We start from the raw sequence: 20178 nt of genomic DNA on the forward strand, positions 1-20178 counted from the left end.
CTAGTGTACAAACGGCTCTAGGCCTGACAAACGCATTTTAGGTTCAAATTCGGGAAGCTGGCGTGGCGCGATACCTTTAACCGCGTTAGCAATATCGCGAATATGCTCTGGGGTACTGCCACAACAGCCCCCTACGATATTCACTAGCCCTGACTGCGCCCATTCTTTGATGTGCTCGGCCATTTCTGGCCCTTCCATATCGTATTCACCAAATTCGTTAGGTAAGCCAGCGTTAGGGTGTGCAGATATGAAGCACTCACTCACATTGGCTACTTCATCGACGTATTGGCGCAAAAGATCCGGCCCAAGTGCGCAGTTTAAGCCGAAGGAAAACGGGTTAATATGTCGCATTGAGTAGTAAAATGCTTCTGCGGTTTGCCCAGATAGCGTACGCCCAGATGCATCGGTGATAGTGCCTGATACCATTACTGGCAAAAATCTACCCAGTTTTTCAAATACCGACTCTACGGCAAACGCTGCTGCCTTGGCATTTAACGTGTCGAAAATAGTTTCAAGCATGATTAGGTCAACGCCGCCTTCAATAAGGGCTTCGGTAGACTCACTATAGGCCTGTACTAATTCGTCAAAAGTGACATTGCGCTTACCTGGGTCGTTCACGTCAGGAGAAATAGACGCCGTGCGGTTTGTTGGCCCTAATACGCCGGCAACAAAACGGGGTTTCTCTGGTGTTTTTGCTGTGAATTCGTCTGCTGCTTTACGCGCCAATTTAGCCGCTGCTAAATTGATATCACGTGATTGGGCCTGCATATCATAATCAGCCATAGCAATAGTCGTAGCATTAAACGTATTCGTTTCAATAATGTCCGCACCAGCTTCAAAGTAATCACAGTGAATTTGGTAAATAATATCGGGCTGGGTAAGCACTAATAGGTCGTTATTACCCTTTACGTCGCAATGCCAGTCTGCAAACTGTGTCCCGCGGTAATCTTCTTCTTCCAACTTGTGGCGCTGGATCATGGTGCCCATTGCACCGTCTAGTATAAGAATGCGTTTTTGAGCGGCTTCTGTAAGCGATGCCTGCGCACTAGAAATTTCTCTTTGGCTCACGTGCTACCTCTTTGGCTGTGACTTTTCAGCAAGCTGATTTAAATCGTAAGGCGTGGTCTGATAGACATAATAATTCAGCCAGTTTGTAAACAATAGGCTGCCGTGCGAGCGCCACTGTACAATAGGAGACTTGGCTGGATCATCCCCTTCAAAATAATTTTTTGGCATTGCTGGGGTTTGACCCGCGGCAATATCCCGTAAGTACTCGTCTTTAAGCGTATCAGGGTCATATTCTGGATGGCCTGTTACAAACACCATTCGCTTGTCTTCTGATGCTACGATATAGGCACCCACGTCCTCAGATTCTGCCACAACGCTAAGGCCTTCGACACTGTTATACAGAGAAGTATCGATATGCCCGTAACGAGAGTGAGGGGCATGAAAAGTTGGGTCGAAGCCTCTTAAAAGCTCATTGTTCGGGTCGTTCACTTTATGTTGAAAAACTCCTGAAAACTTTTCGTCTCTAATCTTTCGAGTAATACCATAAAAGTGATACATAGCAGCGTGAGCAGCCCAGCACAGGTATAAAGTAGAGTTAACGTGCCGCTGTGCCCATTCCAATATTTTGGTCATGGTTTCCCAATACTTCACTTCTTCATAGTCGATAAGCGCTAGGGGTGCGCCAGTAACAATAAGGCCATCGTATTTTTTGTTCGCGACTGCTGAAAAGTCGTGGTAGAAGGCATCCATATGTGATTGGGGAGTATTTTTTGGTGCTTGATTATCAATTCGAATCAAGTCTACATTTATTTGCAGCGGCGTATTTGACAACAGGCGAAGCAACTGCACTTCCGTTTCTATCTTGTTCGGCATCAAATTAAGAATGCCGACTTCAAGAGGACGAATATCCTGATTGGCAGCCCTGTCCATGTCCATGGTAAAAATATTTTCACCTAGTAGTACATTCTGCGCGGGTAATTGCTCAGGAATACGAATTGGCATAGAGGACTCCAGTGATAAATTACAATACCTGTATTGTGTCTATAACTGGCGATATGTCAACATCTTTACGTCTAGACGTCTAAACGTTTCTTTTTTAAGACGAGCCTATCGATACAAACAACTAGCTATTTTGCTTATGCACCATCATTAACATCTCAGCTTCAGCGCGAGGAATGTCACAGGCCTCAATAATTTCGTCAATACTGGCGCCTTGCTTAACTAAGTCTGCAGCACGCTGATATAAACGTAGTGAAGGGTCTTGCATTTTGAGTTCGCGAAGCTGATTTTCTATATCAGTTTGCTTTTCGTCTAGTTCTTGAAGGTGGCGAGTGATAACCAGAGTGCGTGCTTGCGCCTCGGTTTGTTGATTATTTGCGTTGTTAGCGAGCGCCTCAATTCGCGCAATGGCCGATGCACTATTTTGCTCGCTATCGCTTAAAGCTGTACGTAACTGCTTAATGTGCGAATACAGAATACTTACAGTAACAGCAAGCACAATGATAAAACCGCACAAGATAAGTTCAATTAAGGTAGGTGCAGCAAGCTGCCATTCCATGGACATAACCCTTGGGGAAATGGTGGCGACATAGACAATACATGCCGCCTATTCATTATTTAGATATTGCTGAGCTCATCCCACTCTTCGTCGCTGAGCAATTTATTCAAATCGACGAGAATAAGCAGTTCGCCATCACGATTGCTAACGCCTTGGATAAATTTAGCACTTTCTTCAGTACCAACGTTAGGGGCGCTGTCGATTTCTGAAGATTTTAAGTACACCACTTCGGCGACACTATCCACTAAGATACCGACAACCTGTTCGTCAGACTCTATGATCACTATACGAGTGTTGTCTGTGATTTCCGTTGGTGGTAGCCCAAAACGCGCACGGGTATCGATGACAGTTACCACGTTACCACGCAAGTTAATAATACCAAGCACATAATCAGGCGCACCGGGTACAGGGGCTATTTCGGTATAACGCAATACTTCTTGTACTTGCATTACGTTAATACCGTACGTTTCTTCACCTAAGCGATACGTCACCCATTGAAGGACTTCATCGTTACTGTCGCTAGCGTTATTATTCATTCTTTCATCGCTCATGAACCTGGCTCCCAATACTATGGCGTCTGGTCGTTACTGCCTAAGCCTTTGTTAAGCATAGATATTAATTCTTCAACGTCAATTAACGCACACATTTTTTCTTTAACCATCCCTGCTAACCAGGGACGTTTACCTGTGGACTCGCGCCATTTTACGTCATCGGTAGTCAAATTGACCGTGTTTACAAGCTTTTCGCTTGCTAGTCCCCACGCACTCTCTCCTAACATTATAAGATATCGGTAGTTGAGCGATTGTGCGAGATTTTCGTCGTATTTTTCTGGCATTACCCATTTTGCAGAGTCAACAACACTTAGTTTAGACTCTCTGTGCAACATTACACCCATAAACCAGTCAGGTTTTCCAAATAAAGGGCCAATTTTTTCAATTTGGTGGATACCCCCTAGCGAAGTTAAGGGAACCGCAAGTGTTAGCCCTGCAACCTCAAAGAATAGCGCCTGAAAGCGGAAACCGAGAGTATCCTTTAGTGGAGTTTTTAAACTCTCAGGAACACTTACCTCACTTTCTTCTGCCTGTACAGGTACCTCAACGGATGAATGCTGCTTTTCGCTATCAATCGTCTTTAAATTTTGACTTTCAATTAACGAAGAAACCTCTTCAGCTAACGCTTCTTCTTTGTTGACGTGCGCTTCGCTATCGCTAGCCGTTGATACAAGGGCTGACTCAGCCATTTGCTGAGAGGCCTGCTCAAGCAATTTTGCCGTGCGCGCAGTGACATCTTCAGGAGTTTCAGGCTCTTTCAGAAGACTGTCTAGGTATGCCTCCATCACTTCTTCACGGGCAAATGGCGATTGCTTGCTCATGGTCTTGTTATTTCTCCAATACGGCTAACAGTTTATCGTAGGCATTTACACCTCTTGTCTTTGGATACGCAGCAGAGATAGGAAGCTGCACCAAACTCGCATCCCTAAAATGAGTATCCACCGGGATGACACCTTCCCATACACGTTCACCGTAATCACTCATTAAGCGTTTTCTCGACGCTAGTGCGGCGTTTGTTCGCTTATCGAATAAAGTAGGGATGATCAGAGTATCAAAAGACTTATCTAATGAACGCCCCATTATTTCCATAGTGCGTATCATTCTATCTAAGCCTTTAAGCGCCAAATATTCTGTCTGAGTCGGAACAATAACCTTATCGCATGCCGCTAAGGCATTAACCATTAACACGCCCAATACAGGCGGGCAGTCGATGATAGCAAAGTCGAACTCACTGGATATTTTAGCTAGTGCTTTTTTTAGCACTAAGCCCATCCCCTGCTCGCTTCCCATGGTTCGGTCTAACGTCGCCAATGCCATGGTTGCGGGTAACACATATAAATTGTCGAGTTTTGTAGGACTGAGACAGTCCATAACATTATCGGCAGTAATCTCGTTAGACTTAATAAAAATGTCGTAAACAGAATGGCTTGTCGCTTCTGCATCAATACCAAAATAGTAACTAAGCGATGCGTGGGGATCGGTATCTATCATGAGCACTCGCTTGCCCTTTTGAGCTAGCAAGCCGCCAAGGCTTACGGTTGTGGTAGTTTTACCTACCCCGCCTTTTTGATTTGCCACAGTCCACACTTTCATAATCACTGTTCCATTACTGTTCAAACTGCTATCGCATTTCGGTTTGAACGCAACTGCTTATATCATCGATATTAATATTTTTACTCGATATATTAGCCACAGCGACAGCTTGAGGCATACCGTAAACCACACAGGAGTCTTGGTCTTGCGCCCAAATAGTCGCTCCCTTATCCTTGAGTATTCGACAGCCCTCTCGACCGTCTGCCCCCATACCCGTTAAGATGATTCCCAGCACGTCGCCACCATAAACTTTAGCCAACGAGCTAAAGGTTAGATCTACGCTTGGCTTATAATTCACCTTATCAGACTGGCTTGCATCAACGATGGAAATTCGCTTATTGCTACCGATAGATTCGAGCAACATTTGCTTTCCTCCCGGGGCAAGATAAGCGTGCCCAGGTGCTAAAACATCGCCATGCTCTGCTTCTTTCACTTTAATTTTACAGTTACTATCTAAACGCTGTGCAAATGCAGTAGTGAAAGTTCCAGGCATATGCTGCACAAGTAAAATAGGATGAGGAAAATCTGCAGGTAGTGGAGAAAGCACTTTTTGAAGTGCAACAGGTCCACCTGTGGACGCCCCAATAGCTAAACATCTGTACTGCTTACCCGTTGCCCTAACTGAGGAAACGGTAGGTTGCTTGTCGGCGCCTTTATGGCCTGAAAGTAAACCCGATGTTTTGAAAAAAGCCTGTTTGGGCGCATTATCAGGAAGTTTTCTCGTCTCCGCTGTGCGAAGAGATGGGCGCTTCAAGCCCAATCCTCTTCGCGCTATCAACCTAACTTTAGTACAAAGCAGTCGCGAAGCATCTTTTCTATCTTGAGCAATGTCTTCGAATTTTTTGGGTAAAAAATCTAGCGCGCCGGCTTCTAACGCATCAAGCGTTGCCTGAGCGCCATGATGCGTCAATGAAGAAAACATCAAAATAGGCGTAGGACGTTTATCCATAATAGCCTTCACCGCCGAAATACCATCCATGACAGGCATTTCAACGTCCATGGTTATTACATCGGGTTTTAGTGCTTCTGTTTTATCCAGTGCATCACGCCCGTTTCTCGCTTCCCCAACAACTTCAAGTTCTCTATCACCGTCGAGTATTTCTCTTACGCGACGGCGATAAAAGGTCGAGTCGTCCACGACTAGGACTTTAAAGACCATGGATTATCATTCCTGTTAATTCATCGCCTTACTTAATGGGTTTACGCGCGTACCGTTTTAGCAGGCTCGGAATATCTAAAATTAATGCAATACCACCGTCTGAGGTAATTGTAGCTCCCGCCATACCAGGCGTTCCTTGCAACAATGCATCCAGCGGTTTGATAACCACTTCTTCCTGGCCTATTAGCGCGTCTACGACAAACCCGACTTGCTGTGTACCAATTTGCACTACAACAACATGCCCCTTTTCTTTATTTATATTTTTAGGGCCTCGGATTAACCATTCGCCAAGGAAAAACAGAGGGATTGCTTTTGAACGAACTATCATTGTTAATTGACCATCGACCGTATTGGTCTTCTTGATGTCCATATTTATTATTTCGTTCACCGCACCTAATGGTAACGCAAAGGTCTGTTTTCCTACAACAATCATTAACGTAGGTAGAATCGCGAGCGTTAACGGCACCTTGATATCTAATCGTGTACCTTTTCCTAATTGCGAGTCAATATTGATGGTACCGTTGAGCTGGTTAATTTTGGTTTTAACCACGTCCATGCCCACACCACGACCTGAAATATCGCTGATTTCGGTTTTAGTAGAAAAGCCAGGTGCAAAGATAAGGTTGAACGCTTCAACATCAGACATGCGTGCTGCTGCATCTACATCCAATACGCCACGGCTAATTGCGATCTCTTTTAGCTTCTCGGCGTCCATACCTTTACCGTCGTCTTCGATAGTAAGAAGAATATGGTCGCCTTCTTGAGATGCTGATAGCTGAACTGTACCCATGCGAGGCTTACCTGCCGCAGCACGATCATCCGGCATTTCTATCCCGTGGTCGACAGAGTTTCTCACCAAATGCACTAGCGGGTCGGCCAATGCTTCAACCAAGTTTTTATCTAAGTCTGTCTCTTCACCTACAAGCTCTAAGGTAATTTCTTTCTTTAAGCTTCTAGCTAGGTCACGTACAACGCGAGGAAAGCGGCCAAACACTTTCTTGATAGGCTGCATGCGGGTTTTCATTACCGCACCTTGCAAGTCTCCCGTCACTACATCTAGGTTAGCAATGGCCTTTGACATGCTCTCGTCGTTGCTGTTGATCCCCAAACTTATCAGTCGGTTTCTAACGAGTACGAGTTCACCGACCATATTCATAATTTGGTCTAAACGCTTTGTGTCTACACGTACCGTTGTCTCAGCAGGTGGTGGAGCAGGAGCCCCTTTCTTATCATCTTTCTTGGCAGGTGCTTTAGGTGCAGCTGCTTTACTCGTTTTAGCTGGGCTTGCTGCACTAGGTGCGGGCTTCGCCTTAGGCGCAGCCGGGGCACTCGAAGCTTGCTTTGCTTTTTGAACAGCCTCGGTAGCCGCTTTGTCTACAGGAGGTTCAGGTGCCGCTGGAGCAGAGCCTTGTTTAGTTGGCCCTTGACCTGAGCCGTGAAGCTGATCAAGCAGAGCTTCAAATTCATCGTCGGTAATTTCTTCATCACCGGCACTACTTGCCGGAGCAGCTGCTGATGCTGGTTCTGCAGCACTTTTTTCGTCTCCACCAAACTGACCTTTTCCGTGCAGATCATCTAACAGTGCTTCGAACTCTTCATCAGTAATGTCATCACTGTCAGTGCTCGCCGCTGGTGCTGACGTTTGCGCAGGCTCCGTTTTGGCGGGTTTTGTATTGGTTGATGCAGCTTGTCCTGGAGCACCACCTCCATGAAGCTCATCAAGGAGAGCCTCAAACTCATCTTCGGTAATTTCTTCTATACCACCGCTACTTTCACTGGTATCTGACGCTGCTGGCACTGGTTCATCTATAACTAGTTCCGGCTCTTCTGCAACGACCTCGGGCTCAGCCGCGACAACTTCTGGCTCGGCGGCAGGCGCACTTGCACTGTCGAAAATGTTTTCATCTGGAGATTCTGGGCGACTGAGTTTGTGTAACAGGTCGACGAGGTGTGCATCGGCCGGCTCTAGCGGCTCTTGTGCTTTTACTCGTTCAAACATTTCAACTACCACATCAGTGGCTTGCAAAATGATATCCATTAACTCAGGCGTTAGCGTTCGTTGGCCATTGCGCATAACGTCAAAGACGTTTTCAGCACCGTGACAAATTTCAACTAACTCAGTAAGAGAAAGGAAGCCCGCTCCCCCTTTTACTGTGTGATAGCCGCGAAAAATTGCGTTAAGCAAATCCGCGTCTTCAGGATTGTTCTCAAGATCAACGAGCTGTTCTTGTAATTGTTCAAGTATCTCTCCAGCCTCAACCAGAAAGTCCTGTAATATTTCCTCGTCAACATCAAACGACATGCACCCGCTCCCCTAAAAACCTAAGCTAGACAGAAGATCATCTACATCATCTTGACCTGAAACGACGTCATCTCGTTTGTCAGCATCAATAATTGGGCCTTCTGCCTCTACACCATCAACCTTATCGGCCTTAACGCTGGAAGGTTTAGTTTGTTCTGCACCGTCCCGTTCGCCAAACATAGTAAGCATGTTTACAAGACTATCTTCGACTTCTTTAACCAAGTCGATAACGCGACGAATAACCTGTCCAGTCAAGTCTTGATAACCTTGTGCCATCAAAACTTCAGTAAGTAACTGTGTAAGTTTAGCCGACTGATTCGAACCGTCTTCCAACAATTCGTCTAAGTCTGCACATAAAACCTTAAACTCACCCAGCTCGATTTGGCGGTTCATCAGCTTTTTCCACTCTGGCATAACCTTTTCGATTCGCTCTGCGAGCAGTTCAGCGATGGGCATACTCGCCTCTACGGCATCCATAGTAGTATTAGCAGCTTTTTCGGTTTCTTCAATTACGTAGGTAAGGCGGGACTGAGCATCAGGGATATCGTCTGTAGCTAAATTTTTGATGCGGTCGTCTATTTGAAAGTTGTTTAATGCGTCGTGGAGTTGACGCGTCAACTTGCCTACTTCAGCGAATAGCTCAACGTTTTCTTTCATTGAGACGGCTTCAAGTAGTGCATTAGCTGAAGCCTTGTCACCTTCTTCAAGAAAAGTGACAAGCTGCTTTGCTTCTTCTAACGATATTGGAACGTTTACATTCGTTGACATCCAGTAAACCTCATTTATCTGGTGAGCGTCTGGATCAACCTAAACGTTCGAATATTTTATCTAATTTTTCTTTAAGCGTTGCCGCGGTAAAAGGTTTAACAACGTAACCATTTACACCCGCTTGGGCGGCAGCAACGATCTGTTCCTTCTTCGCTTCGGCGGTCACCATAAGTACTGGCAGATGCTTAAGTTTGTCATCGGCTCTAATTGCTCGGAGCAGATCTATACCCTGCATACCAGGCATGTTCCAATCAGTAACAACAAAGTCGAAATCGCCTTGTTGTAACATAGGTAATGCGGTGCTTCCGTCATCCGCTTCCTGGATATTGGCAAAACCCAAATCTTTAAGCAGGTTTTTGATGATTCGTCTCATGGTTGAAAAGTCATCGACCACGAGAATTTTCATGCTTTTGTCCAAAATAGCCTCCACTGAGGGGTTAATTGTTTTTAATTTCTATTCTTCGTCAGCTTGCCACGACTTCATTCGTGATTTGAGTTTTAACATGGCTTGACTATGAATTTGACTGACTCTCGACTCACTTACGTCGAGAACCTCGCCTATTTCTCTTAAGTTTAGTTCTTCATCATAGTAAAGTGAAAGAACAATCGCTTCTCGCTCGGGTAATGTCGTTATTGCATGGGCCAGCGCTTTTTGAAATGCGCCCTGCATTAAATCTTCTAACGGTGCATCACTGCCTCGACTTTGCTCGGTAGTGATCACATCTTCCGACACACCTAAATCTTCAATGCCCACCAGCTTCCCGGCATTTACTTCATTGAGCATCTGGTGATAATCCTGCAAGCTCACATTAAGCTTGTCAGCAATATCGGAATCTCGTGCGTCGCGCCCAGTTTCACTTTCTACCTGAGATATCGCTTCTGTTATTGCGCGACCATTTCGGTGAACAGAACGTGGCGTCCAATCACCTTTGCGTATTTCATCCAGCATGGCACCGCGAATGCGGATACCTGCGAAGGTTTCGAAGCTTGCGCCTTTTGACCCATCAAAGTTTCGAGCGGCCTCTAACAAACCAATCATGCCTGATTGGATAAGGTCATCAACAAGAACACTCGCAGGCAGGCGCGCCATCAAATGGTGCGCAATACGCTTAACCAGAGGCGCATGTCTTTCGACTAACTGCGATTTATCTGTTTGCTGTTGATAAGCGGCTGCCTTGCTGTTCAACGTTGACTTCCTACGGCTTTTTCTGCAACTAATTGTTCAATGAAAAATTCTAAGTGGCCACCAGGCTGCGCCGGAATAGGCCAAGTAAGCGCCCTGTTTGCTAGCTTGGTTATCGCTACGGCTGCAGGAGAGCCCGGAAAAGCATCTACAATAGCTGTTTGCTTACGCACTGCTTTGCGAATATTTTCGTCAAATGGCACCGTCGCCACTAATTCTAGTGCAACATCAAGAAAACGCCCTGTCACTTTACTTAATTTGCTAAATAATTCCTGACCTTCTCGCACATCGCGAACCATATTGGCCACAACTTTAAAGCGAAAAACACCGTGCTCACGGTTAAGGATTTTTATCAGCGCATACGCATCAGTTAGTGATGTTGGCTCATCGCAAACCACCACCATGATATCTTGGGAGGCTTTAGAAAAGCTTAATACCATATCTGAAATGCCAGCAGCGGTGTCGACTATTAATACGTCTATTTGAGAACGCAGCTCGCTAAACGCTCTTATTAAGCCAGCGTGCTGTGTGGGTGAGAGTTCCGCCATTGACTGCGTACCAGATGTGGCGGGAGCAATCTTAATACCGTGTGGGCCGGTTACTAAAACCTCGTCCAACGTGCACTCGCCAGAGAGTACGTGAGATAAGTTTTTCTCAACTCGCAGGCCTAACATCACATCTACGTTTGCAAGACCAAGGTCCGCGTCAAGAACCATTACCCGCTTGCCCTGCTTCGCCATGGCGATAGCAGTGTTAAGTGTAATGTTTGTTTTACCTACGCCACCTTTACCACCAGTGACGGCGATTACTTTGATTAACCGTGATTGCTTCATTTTTCTTAAGCTACTCGCTTGATCGTCAATCATACTGCTTATGCTGTTTTAATTGCGTTGTTACCACTAGTATGATTCAAACCGTACTTTTTATAAAGCTTTGCAGCAGCGGAAACCAAAGATTTCGCTTCTGCAATCTTAATGTCTTCAGGCACTTTTTGACCATCGGTGACATAACTAACCGGTAGTTGGTATTCAACCGCTGCACTAAGTACCTCTCCTAAAGAGTAGCACTCATCTAACTTTGTGAAAATACAGCCACTTAGTTCAATATCGTCATAGGCTTGAATGATTCTCTGCAAAGCCGGATATTGCGTATTGGCTTGCGCTACCAAATATTTTTTAACTTTTGGCATTTGGCCATTGTCGAACTGCTTAATTTGCTTAATTAATCGACTATCACGCTGACTAAAACCTGCTGTATCAATCAATACTAGTCGCTTATGACGAAGTTGGAACAATAAATCTGCAAGTTCTTCACTAGTTTGCGCTTTTCGCACAGTACAGCCAATAATTTTTCCGTATGTCGCTAGTTGCTCATAGGCTGCAATTCTATACGTATCAATAGTAATCATAGCCACCGACTCTGCACCATATTTCTGCGCGTAGCGGGCGGCCAACTTTGCAACTGTGGTTGTTTTACCTGTACCAGTAGGCCCAACTAATGCAACGGCACCTTGTGAGCTAAGTATATCGTTTCCGGTAACATTTATGCGATTAGCCAATAGGTTAAGAAGATATACCCACGCGTCACGTTCGTTGTAATGAGCCGGTGTATAGCTAATCAGCTGTGTTGCTAGTGCACTACTCAGCCCCATATCAGTTAATCGCGTGACCAGATATTGATGAACAGGTTTTTGACGCTTGTTCTTCGCTTCCATTAAGTCAGCAACTTGATACTGCAATACGTCGCGAAGTGAAGCTAACTCTTCTTTGATTTGAGCTAGTTCAGCTGACTGGGATACAGGTGTTTCACCGATACTTGACGCTTGGTGCTCAGGAAAAGTCTCTTGCTCGACAACATCTTGAGCTGGCGATTGTGTTCCAAGGTCGTCGATAAACGCTTCTGAAAAATCTAAGTGAGAGGCAATTTCGTTGGCGTGCTTAGCGTTCGCTGACATTGGCTGTGTTGGTTGTGCAGAACTGCTTGCAACTGGGTTTCCACCATGCTGCTTTTCCAGCAACGCTTTTAAGCTGTCAGGACCGTCATCGCCAATAATTTCACTTAAGCTAGGCACAGCCTTTTGGCCAGGTGTTTTTGCCGCGGCTTGTGGTGCCGCCTTAGGCGTGAAAAGCTTAGCTTCAGGCTCTTTGTCGTAGGCTGCTACAAGCTCGATGCCGTCAGCGACTTTGCGATTTGACATGATCACAGCATCACTGCCCAACTCAGCTTTAACTTGGCTTAGCGCCTCACGCATATCTTTGCCGAAGAAACGTCTAATTTTCATTGCAACCTCTCCAATCACCCAGTGTCAGATTATTGACCGACCGAACTGACTATTTTTATTTGTTTGTCGTCAGGCACTTCTTGGTATGAAAGAACATGCAGCCCAACAACAGAATACTTTAAGAAGCGAGACAGAACGGGTCGTAGCATGCCTGAGGTAAGGAGTACTGCAGGTTCTCCTTCTAACTCTTGCTGCTGACTGGCTTGCTGCAATGATTTTTGCAGCTTGTCTGCCAGACCTGGTTCGATACCAGCACCGTCTTCACCACCTGCTTGAAGGGACTGGTGCAACATCTGTTCCAACTCTGGCGCCAAGGTTATGACAGGTATCTCTTTCGCCCCTTGGGTAATTTCTTGAACGATTAGACGCTTGAGTGCTATACGCACTGCAGACACCAGTACATCTGGGTCTTGGCTTCGTGTACCGTATTCACTAAGAGTCTGAACAATGGTGCGCATATCGCGAATAGGCACACCTTCAAATAGCAAGGTTTGCAGCACTTTCACAACTGTACTAAGCGGCAGAATATCGGGTACTAAACCTTCAACTAATTTAGGGTGCTGTTTGGCGAGCATATCTAAAAGCTGCTGCGCTTCTTCATGCCCAAGTAACTGATAGGCGTTATTGGAAAGTAACTGACTAAGATGAGTCGCAACAACAGTGGCGGCATCAACAACCGTGTATCCAAGAGTTTGCGCGTGCTCGCGCTTATTAGGCTTAATCCACACCGCATCTAACCCGAAAGCAGGGTCTTTAGTAGCGCGCCCTTCTAGTTTTCCGAACACTTGTCCGGGGTTAATGGCAAGTTCTTCGTCGTGACTTATAACGGAATCGCCAATAGTGACGCCGAGCATAGCGATGGTGTAAGTGTTAGGCTCTAAGTCTAAGTTGTCGCGTATATGAACAGGTGGAATAAGGAAGCCGAGTTCTTGGGAAAGTTTTTTACGCACGCCTTTAATTCGTGTCAACAACTCGCCACCTTGAGATTTATCAACAAGAGGAATTAAGCGATAGCCCACTTCTAAACCAATGGTATCCACCTGCTGAACGTCGTCCCATCCCAGCTCTTTAACTTCAGGTGCAACAGTTTCGTCTTTTGCAATGTTCTCTGGTAATTGAGGTTCTGCAGCTTTCTTCTTAGCTTGAACTGTCTGCCAATATGCAAACCCTGCAATCAAAAATGAAAAACCCAAGAATGCGATATGAGGCATACCCGGGATGATACCCATGACAAAAAGCACGCCTGATGCAATATAAAGCGCTTGATTATTGCCTAGCTGGCCACGGATTTCTTTACCCATTTCCTGGGTTTCGTTTTCACGAGTAACGATAATCGCCGTTGCTACCGAAAGTAGTAATGAAGGTATCTGCGCCACCAAACCATCACCAATTGTCAAGATGGTGTAGATCTCTATGGCATTTCCAAATGAGAGATCGTGCTGAATCATGCCTATAAATAACCCGCCAACGATATTGATAAGCATGATAAAAAGACCGGCAACCGCATCACCTTTTACAAACTTCGATGCACCGTCCATCGACCCGTAAAAGTCAGCCTCTGCGGTTATTTCTTCGCGACGCTGACGCGCTTGGTCTTGATCGATATAGCCTGCGTTCAGATCAGCGTCAATTGCCATTTGCTTACCTGGCATAGCATCCAAGGTAAAGCGAGCACTTACTTCTGAAATACGTCCCGCACCTGCGGTTACTACCTTGAAGTTAATAATAAGAAGGATAGCGAAGACAACAATACCCACAGCATAGTTACCGCCGATAACAACCGCACCGAAGGCTTCAATCACCTTCCCTGCTGCATCTCCCCCTTCGTGACCGTAAAGTAATACAACCCGCGTAGATGCAACGTTTAGTGCCAGACGCAGAACTGTCGCAATTAGGAGCACAAGTGGGAAAATACCAAAATCTACAGGCCGTTGAGTGAGTACCGCCACCAAAATGATGACGAGAGAGAGCGCAATATTAAAGCTAAACAATACGTCGAGTAAAAACGGCGGCATGGGTAGTATTACCATTCCCATGATTGCCAAAAGGACAATAGGCGCGCCTAAACCACTGGTAAAATTTTGCAGCTGATTTTTATCGAATCGCTGAAGATAACCGGATAACTGCATGGCTGGGTGTCTCTCTATCAGAAAATTGACGCTTTATGTAAATCTTCAATAGAGTTTTCAACTAACGTGCCAGCTTTATACAAAGCGGCATTTACATATACCAATAGACCCCAAAAGTATGCGACAAGTATAAAAAGGCCAAAAAAAACCGCAGTAAAATAGTCACTTAGCGACGGTATTCTGGAGGAATAGGCAAATCTCGTTTAAGTGGTTTAGGACGCTTACCCTTTCCTGCCCTATGTGCTTTAAGCTGATAGACGTGTGCTAGCACCTGCGCTACCGCCATAAATAAGGCGTTGGGGATTTCATCGTCGACTTCTGTCGAATAAAAGATAGCACGAGCAAGTACAGGAGAAGGTATTAAGGGTACGTCATTGGCGGTAGCAATTTTTCTGATATGCATGGCCAATTCATCAGCCCCTTTTGCCACCACAACAGGTGCTCTTACGCCCTGTTCATCATACTTAATCGCTACTGAAAAGTGAGTCGGGTTGGTTACTACCACGTCTGCCTGAGGTACTTCCTGCATCATGCGCTTGGTTGCTGCTTGATACTGCAAACGGCGAATACGGCCTTTAACCATAGGGTCGCCCTCTGCATTTTTGCGCTCGTCTTTAACCTCTTGCTTGGTCATTTTCATTTCTTTGTTGTGCTTATACATTTGATAAGGCACATCGATGAGCGCGATGGGGATCATGCCACATACTAGAATGAGAAATGCCCATTTAAGTATGTCCATAGCGTGAAACAGGTTGCCCGGATAGAGCTCCATATCTAAATGCAGCGCTTCATCTTCGAAGAACAACAGCGCCCCTATGGCCATACTGATGATAACCACAACTTTAGCGATAGATTTTAATAGCTCAACCAAGCCGTTCATACCGAACATTCGCTTGAAGCCTTGAATTGGACTCATTTTGGAGCCCTTAGGCTTTGCACCTTCCCAGGTAAAATTAAAACCACCAAGTGCAATAGAGCCATAGATGCCGGCTATCATGGCAACCACCATATAAAGCAACACGGCTGGACCTACCGCCGAGAAAGCTTCGCCCCAAGCGCCGAACATGTGGGTAGTATCATAAGTTTCGTCGCGAGAGAGAATAAACATTCGCTGGGTAAGCTTGAAAACAGATTCAGCAACCCATTCACCCACAAATAAAAACATAAAGGCGCTGACAATAAGCACTAAAGTTGTAGATAGTTCACGGGAACGGGCCAGCTGCCCTTTTTTTCGGGCATCTTCGAGTTTTTTCCCCGTGGGGTCTTCTGTTTTTTCGCTTGAATCTGCCATGTTTTCCTACGAACAAATATTCAATAGTTCACACATAAACTGTTCGGCTCTAAACCATTGGGTTTCAAAGTGCGCAGTAAAGTTATCAAGTGTTATCCAAATAATCAGTAATCCCATTACCTGAGCAATAGAAAAGCCAATACTAAAAATGTTTAGCTGGGGTGCAGCCTTGGTCATTACACCAAACGCTAAATTCACAATAAGTAGTGACACAATGGGCGCTAGAGATAAGGTTACTGCGGATATAAACATCCAACCGCCCCAATGGGCAATATCTCGGAACTGTTCACCTGTCCACCATGCTTCGCCGATGGGAAACGCCTCGAAGCTCATTACTATCATTTGGATCATGGACAAATGTCCATCCAACGTCCAAAACAATAAGGTCGCCAATATTAGATAAAACTGACCAACCGCAGGTACGTTTATACCGTTTACGGGGTCAACAATAGACGCGAACCCCAAACCGGTTTGCATGGCTATGATTTGGCCTGCAAGCACGAAGGTATTGAGCACCATCATTGAAATAAATCCAATAGCAATACCAATAAGCAACTGCTGAATAACGATTAAAAATGTGCCCACATCCACCAAATTTTCTATGGGTGACGGGGGCACTACCGGCATTATAATGAGCGTGAGCATTATACCCAACAAGGCTCTTACCTGCGGCGGAATGGATTTAGCACTCAAGCCAATCATGGCTACGAACAAGCCGCTAATGCGCATAAAGGGCAGCAGCATGTCCGCAAGAAATTGATTGATGGTGGCGAGTTCTACTTCCACAGCTTTAGCCTTCTATCCCACAACCTGAGGGATCATATCAACCATTCTGAAAGTAAAATCCATAAGCTGTTGTACCAGCCAGTTTCCTCCCCAGCTCAGTGCGAGAAGCGTGACAAGCAAGCGCGGTAAGAAACTCATGGTTTGTTCGTTGATACTGGTAGCAGCCTGGAATACAGCCACTACTAAGCCCACGATGAGGCTTGGAACAATCACCGCGGACACCAAGACAATAACCATGAACATGGCTTCTCGCAGTATTTCTACAAAGACTTCTGGTGACATAAGCCCTCCTAGACGCCCATACCAAAACTGGTCGCCAACGTTCCGAAAATAAGGTTCCAGCCATCGACCAATACAAAAAGCATGAGCTTAAACGGCAAAGATACAATCATAGGCGAGAGCATCATCATACCCATGGCCATCAATATAGACGCTACCACCAAGTCAATAATAAGAAAGGGAATAAATAGCATAAAACCGATTTGAAACGCCGTTTTAAGTTCACTGGTTACAAATGCGGGGATAAGGATGGTTAGCGGTACTTCATTGGTATCAGCGTATTTTCCTTCGTCTCCGGCTATTCGTACAAACGTTTCTAAGTCCTTTACCCGTGTTTGAGAAAGCATAAACGCGCGCATGGGCCCTTTGGCTTGTTCTAGGGCATCTAGGCTGGTGAGTTGCTCGTTAAGATAGGGCTGCAAGGCGCGCTCGTTCACCTCTTCAAATACCGGCGCCATAATGAACATAGATAAAAACAAACTTACGCCAATTAATATCTGGTTCGAAGGTGATTGTTGAAGGCCAATTGCCTGTCGCAGAATAGACAGTACCACGATGATACGCGTAAACGATGTCATCATCATGATAAACGCAGGGATAAGGCTTAACGCTGTCATAATAAACAGCGCTTGAAGCGTCATAGTGTAATCTTGCGAACCATCTTGATTGGTCGTAACCGTCACTGCAGAAATCCCCTGCTGAGCATAAGCAGGCTCCACGAGCAGCAATAACGGTAGGGTTAAAAGTAGCCAGGCAAACTTACGCATCTTTCGACTCTTCCTTTTTTTCTTTTTCTAAGCTGGGGTTAAGCTTCCCCGCCATCGCAGCAACAAGCTTTTGTTTAAACACCTCAGCTCCATTTTGTTGCTCGCCTGTGGCTTTGTTTAATCCTTTCACAGGCACATCAAGGTTTTTGTCTAACTTGCTTAGATGTGAAATATTGTGGCTAGTAACACCAATAAGGTGCTGCTCATCGCCCACCTGAATTACCATTATTTTTTCTTTTGTGCCAACAACCATGCTGGCGGCCACTTTCATTTGATTTCCACCCATCGCAGTGACATTAAATCGACGCATCACATAAGCGAGAGCGAAAATGACGCCAACAACGACAAGTAAAGAAAGGAAAATTGACAGTATCGACGTGGGATTGGTGATTGACTGGGTTGACTGCGCAAAGGCCAATTCACAGATTAAAAGGGGCAGCATTGCGCAACCCCTTAGTTTATAAGAAGTTTTATCTGAGCTTCTTGATTCTCTCAATTTGACTAATAACATCCGTTAATCGAATACCGAATTTGTCGTTGACCACTACTACTTCACCATGAGCAATCAACGTGCCATTAACTAATACATCTAGTGGCTCACCGGCAACACGATCCAGCTCCACCACAGAACCCTGGTTCAACTGTAGCAGATTTCGGATACTTATTTGACTACGGCCGACTTCCATCGAAATAGTCACTGGAATATCTAGAATAGTATCTAGCTTTTTCTTTTCTTCTTGCGTGATAGGCGCGTCGTCAGTTAATTCGTCAAGTTCGGCAACTTGTACGTCTTCGTTATCGCCAGCCTCTTGTTCCGCTTCAGATTCGGCTTGCTCGGCCATCGCCGCTGCCCAATCGTCCATACCGTCTTCACTCATGGGAACTCCCCTCTACCTTACAGGTCTTCTTCGAGTACTTGCAGTTCTGCGTCATTATCAATAATGCGCCCACCGCGGGTTAATAACTGTAGCTCAGACTTCACTGAAGTCGGTCTTGCAATTTTCTCTACTATTTTCAGCGCCAAGTTATCGCGGCTGCGACCTAATTTAGCTCTGAAAGTCGGTAAATCTTCAATTAATACTGTGATGGTTTCCGGCATTTCCACAGGAATGATATCGCCAGGCTTAAACTCCATCACATCGCGAAGTGGTACATCAACATCTAACATATGCGTAGTTAATGCTACTTTCACATCCATAATTTCATCGCGAAGTGCCTTACTCCAACGTAAGTCCGTATCTTCTTTATCGCTTTGAACACCTGCATCTAGGAGTTCGCGAATAGGCTCTAACATTGAGTATGGCAATGACACGTGGAAGTCGCCACCGCCGCCATCTAGTTCGATATGGAACGAGCTGATGACCACCACCTCGGTCGGGCTCACAATGTTCGCCATCGCAGGGTTTACTTCTGAGTCCAAATATTCAAACGACACATCCATGACCGGTGCCCAGGCTTCTTTATAATCTTCAAAGATTATTTTAAGCAGCATCTGAATAATACGACGTTCCGTGGGCGTGAATTCACGGCCTTCGATTTTCGCATGATAGCGACCATCGCCACCAAAGAAGTTGTCTACCAGAATAAATACCAAACGGGCTTCCATAGTGATAAGCCCCGTGCCTTTAAGTGGGCGGAAACGCACCATGTTCAGACTCGTTGGAACGAACAACGTATGAATATATTCGCCAAACTTAATCATCTGAATACCGTTAATCGATACTTCAGCTGAACGTCGCATCATGTTAAACAAACTTACACGCATGTGACGGGCAAAACGTTCATTCACAATTTCGAGCGTAGGCATACGCCCACGCACAATTCTATCTTGCGAGGAGAAGTCGTACTCGAGCGTAGAAGCATCAGAGTCGCTACTGCCGACCTCTTCCTCTTCTACATCATCTACCCCGTGTAACAGGGCATCGATTTCATCTTGAGATAATAAATCACTCACCGTCTTCTACCTTACTTAGTCGATGCATTACTGCATGACAAAACCTGTAAACAATACGCGCTCTACAACATCGCTGCCCGTAATGTCTTTCAATGCTTTTTGTACTTCAGTTACCGCTTGCTCACGAAGCTCAATTTTACCTGCCTCTGTGACAAGATCGTCTGCATTTGACGTACTAAAGGCTTGCAAAAGCGTACCTTCAATAAGCGGTATATGCGTTTTTGCTAATTCTTCGTTATCTGAACCACGTACTAATAGCTGTACTTTAATTTGGACGAGTCTGTCTCGTCCTGATCCGGGCACATTGAAGACGAAGGGTCTTGGCATAGCAACGTAGAGCGCCGTACCTATTTCAGCATTACCCGAACTCGCTGCCGGTGCACTCTCAGCGGCCGCCGCAGCATCGGCTTCAGCCAGTTGTTCGGCCGCAGGTTCATCGCCTCCTGCAAACAGTAAGAAATAAGCGGCAGCTCCACCACCTACAAGAACCACAGCTATAATGATGATCAACATCATTTTGCCTTTCTTTTTACCGCCTTCTTCTACCTGTAACTCTTCATCAGCCATGT

General features: G+C 45.5%; 22 protein-coding genes. All 22 read right to left on the minus strand.

Features of this window, described 5'->3' with window-relative positions:
* The 22 genes from ACYTPF_RS04695 to fliL all read right to left on the minus strand — a co-directional run bounded on the left by ACYTPF_RS04695 (position 1) and on the right by fliL (position 20176).
* Positions 1 to 1068, minus strand: a complete 1068-nt coding sequence (locus ACYTPF_RS04695) for a homocysteine S-methyltransferase family protein (protein WP_461851367.1) — start codon at positions 1066 to 1068, stop codon at positions 1 to 3.
* A 3-nt stretch (positions 1069 to 1071) separates the two neighbouring features.
* Complete coding sequence (gene metA, locus ACYTPF_RS04700) at positions 1072 to 2010, minus strand: homoserine O-succinyltransferase MetA (protein ID WP_461851368.1); 939 nt, start codon at positions 2008 to 2010, stop codon at positions 1072 to 1074.
* A 121-nt stretch (positions 2011 to 2131) separates the two neighbouring features.
* The gene (locus tag ACYTPF_RS04705; RefSeq protein ID WP_461851369.1) at positions 2132 to 2566 is read right to left on the minus strand and encodes a DUF2802 domain-containing protein; all 435 of its coding nucleotides are present in this window, start codon (positions 2564 to 2566) and stop codon (positions 2132 to 2134) included.
* A gap of 59 nt (positions 2567 to 2625) precedes the next feature.
* Positions 2626 to 3117 (minus strand): chemotaxis protein CheW, encoded by a 492-nt coding sequence (locus tag ACYTPF_RS04710; RefSeq protein ID WP_136780770.1) that lies wholly within the window; start codon positions 3115 to 3117, stop codon positions 2626 to 2628.
* Between the two features lie 17 nt (positions 3118 to 3134).
* A complete protein-coding gene (locus ACYTPF_RS04715) occupies positions 3135 to 3938 on the minus strand; it encodes a chemotaxis protein CheW (RefSeq protein WP_179982673.1) in 804 nt (267 codons plus the stop codon).
* A 7-nt stretch (positions 3939 to 3945) separates the two neighbouring features.
* Positions 3946 to 4710 (minus strand): ParA family protein, encoded by a 765-nt coding sequence (locus tag ACYTPF_RS04720; protein ID WP_179982672.1) that lies wholly within the window; start codon positions 4708 to 4710, stop codon positions 3946 to 3948.
* A gap of 28 nt (positions 4711 to 4738) precedes the next feature.
* Complete coding sequence (locus ACYTPF_RS04725; RefSeq protein WP_179982671.1) at positions 4739 to 5869, minus strand: protein-glutamate methylesterase/protein-glutamine glutaminase; 1131 nt, start codon at positions 5867 to 5869, stop codon at positions 4739 to 4741.
* A gap of 28 nt (positions 5870 to 5897) precedes the next feature.
* Complete coding sequence (locus ACYTPF_RS04730; RefSeq protein ID WP_461851370.1) at positions 5898 to 8171, minus strand: chemotaxis protein CheA; 2274 nt, start codon at positions 8169 to 8171, stop codon at positions 5898 to 5900.
* Between the two features lie 12 nt (positions 8172 to 8183).
* Positions 8184 to 8939 (minus strand): protein phosphatase CheZ, encoded by a 756-nt coding sequence (locus tag ACYTPF_RS04735; protein WP_269915977.1) that lies wholly within the window; start codon positions 8937 to 8939, stop codon positions 8184 to 8186.
* Between the two features lie 34 nt (positions 8940 to 8973).
* Positions 8974 to 9357 carry a chemotaxis response regulator CheY gene (gene cheY / locus ACYTPF_RS04740; RefSeq protein WP_025254383.1) on the minus strand — a complete coding sequence of 128 codons (384 nt, stop codon included), beginning with the start codon at positions 9355 to 9357 and terminating at the stop codon, positions 8974 to 8976.
* A 36-nt stretch (positions 9358 to 9393) separates the two neighbouring features.
* Positions 9394 to 10125, minus strand: a complete 732-nt coding sequence (locus ACYTPF_RS04745; protein ID WP_118489982.1) for an RNA polymerase sigma factor FliA — start codon at positions 10123 to 10125, stop codon at positions 9394 to 9396.
* Complete coding sequence (locus ACYTPF_RS04750; RefSeq protein ID WP_118489983.1) at positions 10122 to 10988, minus strand: MinD/ParA family protein; 867 nt, start codon at positions 10986 to 10988, stop codon at positions 10122 to 10124. Before ACYTPF_RS04750 ends, ACYTPF_RS04745 begins: the two co-directional genes overlap by 4 nt.
* A gap of 5 nt (positions 10989 to 10993) precedes the next feature.
* Complete coding sequence (flhF, locus tag ACYTPF_RS04755; protein WP_461851371.1) at positions 10994 to 12403, minus strand: flagellar biosynthesis protein FlhF; 1410 nt, start codon at positions 12401 to 12403, stop codon at positions 10994 to 10996.
* A gap of 29 nt (positions 12404 to 12432) precedes the next feature.
* On the minus strand, positions 12433 to 14532 hold the full coding sequence (flhA, locus tag ACYTPF_RS04760; RefSeq protein ID WP_179982667.1) for a flagellar biosynthesis protein FlhA: 2100 nt from the start codon (positions 14530 to 14532) through the stop codon (positions 12433 to 12435).
* A 166-nt stretch (positions 14533 to 14698) separates the two neighbouring features.
* Complete coding sequence (gene flhB / locus ACYTPF_RS04765; RefSeq protein WP_179982666.1) at positions 14699 to 15823, minus strand: flagellar biosynthesis protein FlhB; 1125 nt, start codon at positions 15821 to 15823, stop codon at positions 14699 to 14701.
* A 6-nt stretch (positions 15824 to 15829) separates the two neighbouring features.
* Positions 15830 to 16609 carry a flagellar biosynthetic protein FliR gene (gene fliR, locus ACYTPF_RS04770; RefSeq protein ID WP_179982665.1) on the minus strand — a complete coding sequence of 260 codons (780 nt, stop codon included), beginning with the start codon at positions 16607 to 16609 and terminating at the stop codon, positions 15830 to 15832.
* A gap of 12 nt (positions 16610 to 16621) precedes the next feature.
* A complete protein-coding gene (fliQ, locus tag ACYTPF_RS04775) occupies positions 16622 to 16891 on the minus strand; it encodes a flagellar biosynthesis protein FliQ (RefSeq protein WP_012517675.1) in 270 nt (89 codons plus the stop codon).
* A gap of 8 nt (positions 16892 to 16899) precedes the next feature.
* Entirely contained in the window at positions 16900 to 17655 is a 756-nt protein-coding gene (gene fliP, locus ACYTPF_RS04780) for a flagellar type III secretion system pore protein FliP (protein WP_179982664.1), read from the minus strand.
* Entirely contained in the window at positions 17648 to 18097 is a 450-nt protein-coding gene (fliO, locus tag ACYTPF_RS04785; RefSeq protein WP_461851372.1) for a flagellar biosynthetic protein FliO, read from the minus strand. Before fliO ends, fliP begins: the two co-directional genes overlap by 8 nt.
* A gap of 28 nt (positions 18098 to 18125) precedes the next feature.
* Positions 18126 to 18533 (minus strand): flagellar motor switch protein FliN, encoded by a 408-nt coding sequence (gene fliN / locus ACYTPF_RS04790; protein ID WP_014948639.1) that lies wholly within the window; start codon positions 18531 to 18533, stop codon positions 18126 to 18128.
* A 17-nt stretch (positions 18534 to 18550) separates the two neighbouring features.
* Positions 18551 to 19609, minus strand: a complete 1059-nt coding sequence (gene fliM / locus ACYTPF_RS04795) for a flagellar motor switch protein FliM (RefSeq protein ID WP_179982662.1) — start codon at positions 19607 to 19609, stop codon at positions 18551 to 18553.
* Positions 19610 to 19636: 27 nt separating this feature from the next.
* Positions 19637 to 20176, minus strand: a complete 540-nt coding sequence (gene fliL / locus ACYTPF_RS04800) for a flagellar basal body-associated protein FliL (RefSeq protein WP_461851373.1) — start codon at positions 20174 to 20176, stop codon at positions 19637 to 19639.
* Between the last annotated feature and the right edge of the window lie 2 nt (positions 20177 to 20178).

The organism is Alteromonas sp. HB246098 (assembly GCF_054890645.1).